The organism is Massilia genomosp. 1 (genome assembly GCF_011682185.1).
In the GTDB taxonomy this organism is placed as follows: Bacteria; Pseudomonadota; Gammaproteobacteria; order Burkholderiales; family Burkholderiaceae_D; genus Telluria_A; species Telluria_A rubra.
The window spans coordinates 1-8,421 of the sequence record NZ_WHJF01000166.1 but is presented as its reverse complement, the minus strand read 5'-3'; the positions used below and the strand labels follow the sequence as shown (position 1 = coordinate 8,421).

8 protein-coding genes are annotated in these 8,421 nt (G+C 61.7%); all 8 read right to left on the bottom strand.

The window, feature by feature from the left end; translation table 11 throughout:
* On the bottom strand, nucleotides 1–1,622 hold a 1,622-nt coding region (locus F1735_RS31595; protein ID WP_222853134.1), incomplete at its 3' end, for a glycoside hydrolase family 16 protein.
* Nucleotides 1,623–1,933: 311 nt separating this feature from the next.
* The gene (locus F1735_RS31590) at nucleotides 1,934–2,911 is read right to left on the bottom strand and encodes a DUF2804 domain-containing protein (protein ID WP_167240736.1); all 978 of its coding nucleotides are present in this window, start codon (nucleotides 2,909–2,911) and stop codon (nucleotides 1,934–1,936) included.
* Between the two features lie 135 nt (nucleotides 2,912–3,046).
* Nucleotides 3,047–3,457 (bottom strand): hypothetical protein, encoded by a 411-nt coding sequence (locus F1735_RS31585; protein WP_167240735.1) that lies wholly within the window; start codon nucleotides 3,455–3,457, stop codon nucleotides 3,047–3,049.
* Nucleotides 3,458–3,467: 10 nt separating this feature from the next.
* Nucleotides 3,468–4,664: a porin gene (locus tag F1735_RS31580; protein WP_167240733.1), complete on the bottom strand. Its 1,197-nt coding sequence runs from the start codon at nucleotides 4,662–4,664 to the stop codon at nucleotides 3,468–3,470.
* Between the two features lie 370 nt (nucleotides 4,665–5,034).
* Complete coding sequence (locus tag F1735_RS31575) at nucleotides 5,035–5,445, bottom strand: hypothetical protein (protein WP_167231010.1); 411 nt, start codon at nucleotides 5,443–5,445, stop codon at nucleotides 5,035–5,037.
* Nucleotides 5,446–5,455: 10 nt separating this feature from the next.
* Complete coding sequence (locus F1735_RS31570; protein WP_167240731.1) at nucleotides 5,456–6,655, bottom strand: hypothetical protein; 1,200 nt, start codon at nucleotides 6,653–6,655, stop codon at nucleotides 5,456–5,458.
* 218 nt (nucleotides 6,656–6,873) lie between these two features.
* On the bottom strand, nucleotides 6,874–7,194 hold the full coding sequence (locus tag F1735_RS38355) for a pirin-like C-terminal cupin domain-containing protein (RefSeq protein ID WP_373888615.1): 321 nt from the start codon (nucleotides 7,192–7,194) through the stop codon (nucleotides 6,874–6,876).
* Between the two features lie 330 nt (nucleotides 7,195–7,524).
* Entirely contained in the window at nucleotides 7,525–8,394 is an 870-nt protein-coding gene (locus F1735_RS31560) for a pirin family protein (RefSeq protein ID WP_167240729.1), read from the bottom strand.
* Between the last annotated feature and the right edge of the window lie 27 nt (nucleotides 8,395–8,421).

Below are 8,421 nucleotides of genomic sequence, written 5' to 3'. Positions count from 1 at the left end.
GCGCCTTGCCGCGTTGTGGGGCCGGTCTCGGGGGAGCTGACCGAAGTGGTGGTTGGCGTTGGGGGCGGGGTTGGCGTTGGCGTGGGCGTTGGCGTTGGCGTTGGCGTTGGCGTTGGCGTTGGCGTTGGTGTCGGGGTTGGTGTCGGGGTCGGGGTTGGCGTCGGCGTCGGCGTACCCGACTCCCACACAATATCGTCAATCGCCATCTGGAACGGCGCCGTCGGCAGTTGCGTCGCCTCGCTGGAAAACTGGAACAGGTCCAGCATCGACTGCAAGGCCACTTTCGGCCCGACCAGGGTCGATACCGGAATCGTCGCCGTGGCCCAGTCGCCGTTGCGCACCAGGCCATACGTGGTCGCATTGGCCGGGAACTTGACCGCATTCTGATTGGTGTAGGTATCCTGGATACTCACGTTGAAGGCCACATTGGCCGGAATCTTGATGCGCAATTTCAGGTTGCCATTCCTGAAATTGCTCATATCGTGCGCCTGGCGCGATTGCACGCTGCCGCCGAACCACTGGTTGGGCGCGGTGTAGTTCAAGGCCATGACATTGCTGCCCTCGAACGGCGCGATATTGCCGGCCGACATGGACGCGTTATTCCACACGAAGATATCGGAACTGGCGCCGGCCACCTGCTTGTTGTTGACGGCGGTGTTATCGGTGAAGACGCCGAACTTGCCCACTTCCGGCGTCGACTGGTTGCCCAGCTTGACCGATCCCTTGCCGTCGAGCTGATACACGCGCACATAATCGACGTACATGGTGCCCGGCAGCGGCGCGGTGACTTGTCCGGGCGCGGCGGCGTCGGTGAAGTTGCCGCCCACGGCCAGGTTCAGCAGCAGGTAGAACGGCGCTTGCAGCGCGCTCGAATTGACCGGCAGCGGGTTGTCGTACAGATTGTGCTCGACACCGTTATCGACGACCGTAAAGCGCATGTGCGACTCGGTCCAGTACAGGCGATAGGTCACAAAGCGGTTCGCCATCGAGGTCGGCGCGACATACCAGTTCTTGGTTTGCCACGCGGTCGAGGCCGCGCAGCTTTCGTTACCCGGCACGCAGGCGGTCTGCTGATAGGTGATCACGTTCGAGCCGACGAAGCTGTCGATCGGCGCATTGCCGGCGGCGGCGCGCGCACTGGCCCGGTGGCCCATCTCGAGAATATCGATTTCGCCATTGCGCGGCCAACTCTGCGGGCTGGAACCGAGCAACCATGCGGCCGGCCACAAGCCGGTGCCGAGCGCCGGCGTGCTCACGCGCATTTCGATCATGCCGTACTGGACTTGCACCTTGCCGGCCGAGGTTACTTTGCCGGAAGTAAAGGAATTGCTGCCGATCGTCTGGCGCTGGGCCTTGATCGCCAAGGCGCGCGAGTTCGATTCGAACGGCACGTTCACGATCGACAGGTTGTTCGGGCTGTAGTACTGCAATTCCTGGTTGCCATAGCCGCACAGGTTGATCTGGCAACCGTTGCCGTCGTCCGCCGTCCACACCAGGCTGTTCAGGCTGGGGCCGTTGAATTCTTCCGACCACAGCAATTGCCCGATGACGGGATTGGTCACGCTGGCGTGCGCGCCGGCGCCGTACATGGCGAGAATGCCGCCCGCGATGGCGGACAGCATGCATTTCCGCTTTGCCTGGATGTTGTTTTGATTTTTCACAATGTCTCCTGATAACTGCTCTTCATAAAAGCGGCGTCGGGCCGGAAAGCGCTGTGGTAGCGCTTCGACCATCGCTGACACCGCGCTGTGCCGAACTGCGCAAAATGCGGGGGCCTGTTGAATTATTGGAGCAAGGAAACAACCCGTTCCCTCCATTATGGAAACGCTTCCAACTCAGGCAGGAGGAATATATGCCGCCTGAATTTTGATGTCAAGATAAAAAGAATTGCATGTTGCGCACGCCGCACGCACGCGCCGGCACGGCTGCACGTCTACCAGCGCGAGGCGTGGTCCTCGGTCACGCCCGCCAGCCGCGTCACGGCCCGGCGCGGCGCATCCATGCTGGCCCTCACCCACCCGGAAAACGTGCCGATCGGCTGCACGTAACGGCTCGCCGCCACCAGCAGGTTCTTGTCTTCGCGCCGGCACCCTTCCGGCGTGAAATGCAGGTCGAGCAAACCATCGTCGGTGAACACATGCCAAGGCGCCATCGGATCATGCTCGTTGAAATCGAAGGTGGCCGCGCCCAGGCCGATCAAGCGCCCGTCCAGCCACAAGGCGTTCTCGTGTACGCCAAAGTAACCGGCCTGCAGGTTGAAGCCGAGCACCAGGCTGTGCGCCGAGGCCCAGCGCCACGCCGTCTCGCGCGCCAGCAAGCCGTTGGAATAGTCGAAGCTGGCCACTCCGCCATCGAGCGCATAGGCTTGCGTGCCCACGCGCACGCTGCCGCCCAGCGCCAGGCCCGACGATTTTTGCGTCGCATGCACCGCCCCGCCGCGCACCGGCCCGACGGCCAGCAACAGCGGTGCGCCGGGCGCGTCAAAGGCGGCCTCGATCTCCAGGCCCTGGCAGCGCAGCGACAGCGCGCTGGCCGACATGTCGATACGGCTGGCGCCGAACCTGAAACGGCTGTGGCCGCCCGCGTGCCCGGCCAGGCGCGCCGTCAGTCCCGGCACGCCGTCGCGCGAGAAGCCGGCCACCACCTCGCGCCGGGTGCGCTCGAACACGTAGGCAAACGCCGTGTTGGTCCAGCCCACATCGACGATGGCGATGCCGCAGAACAGCTGATCGGTGGCGATTGCGGTGTAGTGCCAGCGCTTGTGGTGAAAGCGCCGCCACCAGCGGCTGCGCGCGTGCGGCGCGGCCAGCAGGGCCCAGTCGAAGCGCGTGGCAGCGCCGGCAAAGCGGCCGAAGGCGGGATGGCCGTCCGCTGCAGGAACGGTCAGGGGTGCGGCGGAAAGTGGCGTCATCGCGGTGGCAAGGTGGCAAGGTGGCGGCGGTCGCCCAGCCTAGCAGATGCGGCCCCGCAAGGGCAAGATGCATGCGCCAGAAATGGAAAAACCCTCCGCCGCGGGCTGGAGGGCCTGGGTTCCTGCCGTCGATCCTTACTGGACCGTGAGAATCACCTTGACGGTATCGTCCACGGCCGACTTGTCGATGTAGCCGATCGCGCTCACGTCGGCCGCGACGGCTTTTTTCACCTCGGCGGCCGAGTGATATTCCTTGGGCGCCGTGCCCTTGCCGGTAAACACCAGCTTGGTCCAGATTGCCTTGACCTGGGCCGGCTCCTTTTGCAGCACCTTGGTGTAGAACTCGGTGCGGATGGCCGCGCCCTCATTGAATTCGATCGGCGTGAACAAGGTCGACTTGCCGATAAAAAACTGACCGGCCTGCTCGCTGAACATGCGCGTGGCCGGGTTCTTCGGATTGACGATCACCACGATTTCCGCAAAGGCGGGCAGACCCGCCGCAAACAAGCCTGCCGCCAGCAGCATCTTGCCGATTATTGTCTTCATCCTGCTCTCCTTAAAATACAAAGTCGATACCGGCGGCATATACGTTGACGGTATCGTGGAACCCTGGCTTGGCGCGCAAAAAGGTACCGGCGCCGTCGCGCGGCTTGATGCGGTCGACCTGCACCTTCAAGGCGGCGGACTTGGCAAAATCCCAGCGCACCCCGATCGCGTTGGTCGACTGCTGGGCCGCCTTGACCACGCCATTGACCCCGGCCGCGAGCGGCGCCAGCGGGCCGGCCGTCGGCAAACCGGCATACGTGCGGGCATTGTCCTGCTTGGTGTCGCCATAGAAGTAGTACGGCGTGATCTTGCCGAAGCGATAGCCGAACATCGCGTAATACGAATTGGTGTCCGGCACGATGCGCGAGTCGGTCCTGCGGATCGCATACTCGGTCTGCACCAGGAAATTCTTGTAGTCCATCGTGAAGCCGGCCGAGGTGAACGAACCGTCCACGTCGGTAATGCTGAGATCGTTCGCGACCTGGACCAGGCCGACCCGGCGCAAGGTGGCCAGCAAGCCGTCGAGCTGTTCGCTGTCCTGGATCGTCACCTTGGCGTCGGCACGGCCGACGCGCAAGGTGAACGGACCGTTTTCGGCGACGATATGAATCATCGTGGCCGGCTTGTAAGTGACCCGGTTGTCATCGGTGATTTTGGCCGATACATTGCCGATACCGGCCTGTGCGGTCACCGTGGTCTCGCCGAAGCTGTGCTGGTACACCAGGTCGACGCCGTCGAAGGAATCGCCATTGACCTGGCGATACACTTCGGTGGGCGGACGGATCATGGTATTGGCGTAACCAACCTGGCGGAAATCCGAAATCATGTAGACCGGCATGCCCATGCGACCGACGCGCACCGACAGCTCATCATTGATCTTGAATTTTGCAAATGCCCACGCCAATTCCGCGCCCCAGGCGTCGCGCGCATTCTTGCGCGCCAGGCCCTGCACGGTAAACGACAGCCAATCGTTCATCTTGACCATGCCCTGGATACCAAGATTGGAATCGACCCCGGGACGCGGGTTCTTGCCCACGCCGGCTTGTTGATTCGGCCGCGCGAATTCGATGTCATCCGTATCGGTCGCGGTCAGGGCCGCGGTACCGAATCCGCTGATCGTCACGGTAGGCCCATCGGCCGCCTGCGACGACATGCTGAAAGCTGCCAGGATGACTGAGACCATGGCAAGACGCAGTGGTTTATTCATATTTTCTCCTCGATAGTTCGCTAGTGCTGAGTCGCTAGTGTGGGACACGAGTAAGCATTTGTGTACAGCGATGCGGCTTAATTCACGAAAGCGTTGTATCGAAGGAACATAGGCAGGTATTGGCGCGCTTGAACATGGCCTAACAAATAACCTTCTCCGTAAACCGTATTTTTATGGCATGCCAGAAGAGACAATATTCAGACATGACGAAGCGCAAGCATGAATTACGCTTGGCAAGCAAAGACGAAGCAGGAGGAAAACAATGATGACTGCGGGGATCGTGCGAGGAGGATTGCGCCAGTCGCGATGACGGGCGCAAGGGGGCCAACTGATGAGAACGGCCCGGCGCACGCGCGCGGGCCGCCATCGCTTACTGCACTGTCAGGATGACTTTCACGCTGTCGTCCACGGCCGACTTGTCGATGTAGCCGATGGCACTGACATCGGCGGCAACCGCTTTCTTTACCTCGGCCGCCGTATGGTATTCCTTGGGCGCCGTGCCCTTGCCGGTGAACACCAGCTTGGACCAGATGGCCTTGACCTGCGCCGGTTCCTTCTGCAGCACCTTGCTGTAGAACTCGTTGCGGATGGGCGCGCCTTCATTGAACTCGACCGGCGTGAACAAGGCCGACTTGCCAATAAAGAACTGGCCCGCCTGCTCGCTGAACATGCGCGTGGCCGGGTTCTTTGTGTTTACGATGACCACGATTTCCGCCAGGGCGGGCACGGTTGTGGCGCACAAACCCGCCGCCAGCAGCATCTTGCCGATAATTGTCTTCATGTCCGCTTCCTCAGAATACGAAGTCGACGCCGGCGGCGTAGACATTGACCGCATCGCGGAAACCTGGCTTGGCGTTCAGGAACGTGCCCGAGCCATCGCGTGGCTTGATGCGGTCGACCTGCACCTTCAGCGCGGCCGATTTATGGAAGTCCCAGCGCACGCCGAGCGCATTGGTCGACTGCAGGCCGGCCTTCATCGCCGTGTTCACGCCGGCCGACAGCGCCGCCAGCGGGCCGGTCGATGGCAAGCCCGCGTAGGCCCGATCGCTGTCCTGCTTGACGTTGCCATAATAGTAGTAAGGCGTGATCTTGCCGAAGCGGTAGCCGAGCATCGTGTAGTACGAGGTGGTGTCGTGGATCACCAGCGAATCGGTCCTGCGCACGGCGTACTCGCTCTGCACCAGGATGTTCTTGTAGTCCATGGTGAAGCCGAGCGAGGTGAAGGAACCGTCGACGTCGGTGACCGACAGGTCGCTGGCGACCTTGTCCATGCCGACCCGGCGCAGGGTGCCCAGCAAGCCGTCGAGCGTTTCGCTGCCCTGCAGGCTGACCTTGGCGTCGGCGCGGCCGAAACGCACGGTGAACGGGCCGTTTTCAGCGACGATATGGATCGTGGTTGCCGGCTTGTACTCGACCCGGTTGTCGCTGGTAATCTTGGTCGACATTTTGCCGATACCAACCTGCGCGGTCACGGTGGTGTCGCCAAAATTGTGCTGGTACATCGCATCGATACCGTCGTAGGAATCGCCGTAAATCTGGCCGTACACTTCCTGCGACGGACGGATCATGGTGTTGGCGTAGCCCACCTGGCGGAAATCGGAAATCATATACACCGGCATGCCGATGCGGCCGACGCGGATCGAGATTTCGTCATTGACCTTGAACTTGGCGAACGCCCAGCTCAGTTCGGCGCCGTAGGAATCGCGCGCATTCTTGCGGGCCAGGCCCTGTGCGGTCAACGACAGCCAGTTGTTGATCTTGGCGGTGCCCTGGATGCCGAAATTGGAGTCCACGCCGGCGCGCGGGCTGTTGCCCACGCCAGCGGCCTGGTTGAAACGCGCGTACTCAACGTCATCGGTATCGGCGGCCGTCAGGGCGGCAGTGCCGAATCCGCTGATGGTGACGGCAGGAGCATCATCGGCTGCGTGCGATGAAACACTGAAGGCTGCCAGGATCGCTGTGACCAGGGCCAGGCGCAGTGGTTGATTCATTCTTTGTCCTCAAAGGTGTAATTGTTTCAGGGAACGGATTGTGGACTACGGGCAACTATTTGCATACCGAGGACCACTTCAAATTCGCTGAATCGTTGTATTGAGGAAACACAAGCGGGGATGGGGGCGCTTGCCTATGGCCGAACGAATAATCTTTCGCGCGCAGGGTTGCGGGGTGGTGACAGCCGGCAGCGTGATGCTGCCGGCCGGGTGCGTGGTCAGTTGGGAAGCAGTACCAGGAACACCATCGCCAGGCCGAACAGCATTGCCGCCTGCAGGCTGAAAACGACAGCGGGAATTTGCAGCTCATCAGGAATTTTCATGATCACCTCCACACCTTGTTTGCATGAAGGCTTAGATTCCCCGCATGCCGCAAAGTTCCATTTTCTTTGAAGCAAGCCTAACGTTTTGGCAAGGGAATGAACTCGGTCTCGCCGGGCATTTTTGTCGAAGCGCTGCTGCTCCCAATCGTCGCAAGCGCGCGCGATGCGCTCCTTGCTCGACGCGACGAAATTCCAACGAGGTGTCAGGTCTGACATTCGGACACGAGCTGAACGATAAGGTCTAACGAGGTGTCAGGTCTGACATTCGGACACGAGCTGAACGATAATGTCATAACAGGTCTAACGAGGTGTCAGGGTCTAACGAGGTGTCAGGTCTGACATTCGGACACGAGCTGAACGATAGTCCAACGTGGTGGCAGGTCTGACACCACGTTAAGACAGATTAATTGCCCAGTTCGTGTCCGAATGTCAGACCTGACACCCGATTAAAGACAGATTAATTGCCCAGTTCGTGTCCGAATGTCAGACCTGACACCCGATTATTGGGATTGCGGACTTGCTGCAAACTTCCCCGGCAAACACAGCCTAACGTTTTGGCAGGGGAATGAACTCGGTCTCGCCGGGTACCTTGTCGAAGCGCTGCTGTTCCCAGTCGTCGCAAGCGCGCGCGATGCGCTCCTTGCTCGACGAGACGAAATTCCAGACCATGTAGCGGTGGCCGTCGAGCGGCGCGCCACCGATCACCACGAACTGCGCGCCGGCGCCGGCATACACGCTCGCGCCGGTGCCAGCGTCGAGGTACGCCATCGTGTTCGGCGCCAGCAACTCGCCATCGATGGCAATCTCGCCCGTCACCGGATAGATCGCCACTTCCTGCGGCAGGTCGTCCAGCTCGATGCTGCGGCCCGCATCGAGCGCGATGTCGAGATACAGCGTTTCGCTGAAGGTGGCCACCGGCGACGTGTGGCCGAAGGCGCTGCCGATCAGCACCCGCACCAGCGCGCCGTCGAGCTGCGCCACCGGAATCGCGGTCGCCGGCGTGTGTACAAAGCTTGGCGCGTCTTCCTCGTGCGCGCGCGGCAGCGCGGCCCACAGTTGCAAGCCGTGCGAGCGGCGCGGCTTGCCGGCCAGGTCGAGCGGGGTGCGCTCGGAGTGGACGATGCCGCTGCCGGCCGTCATCCAGTTGATCGCGCCCGGTTCGATGCGCTGGACCGATCCGACGCTGTCGCGGTGCTCGATGGCGCCTTCGTACAGATACGTCACCGTGGCCAGGCCGATGTGCGGATGCGGGCGCACGTCGTGATTGGCCTCGGCCGGCGCGTCGATGGGACCGAAGTGGTCGAAAAAGATGAACGGCCCGACCGCCTGCTTGGCGGCGGCCGGCAGCACGCGGCGTACCCGAAAGCCGCCGCCGATATCTTTTTCGTGCGGCTTGAAGAAGTGGGCCACGCTCATGCCTGCACCAGTGTGGTGGTGATCTCG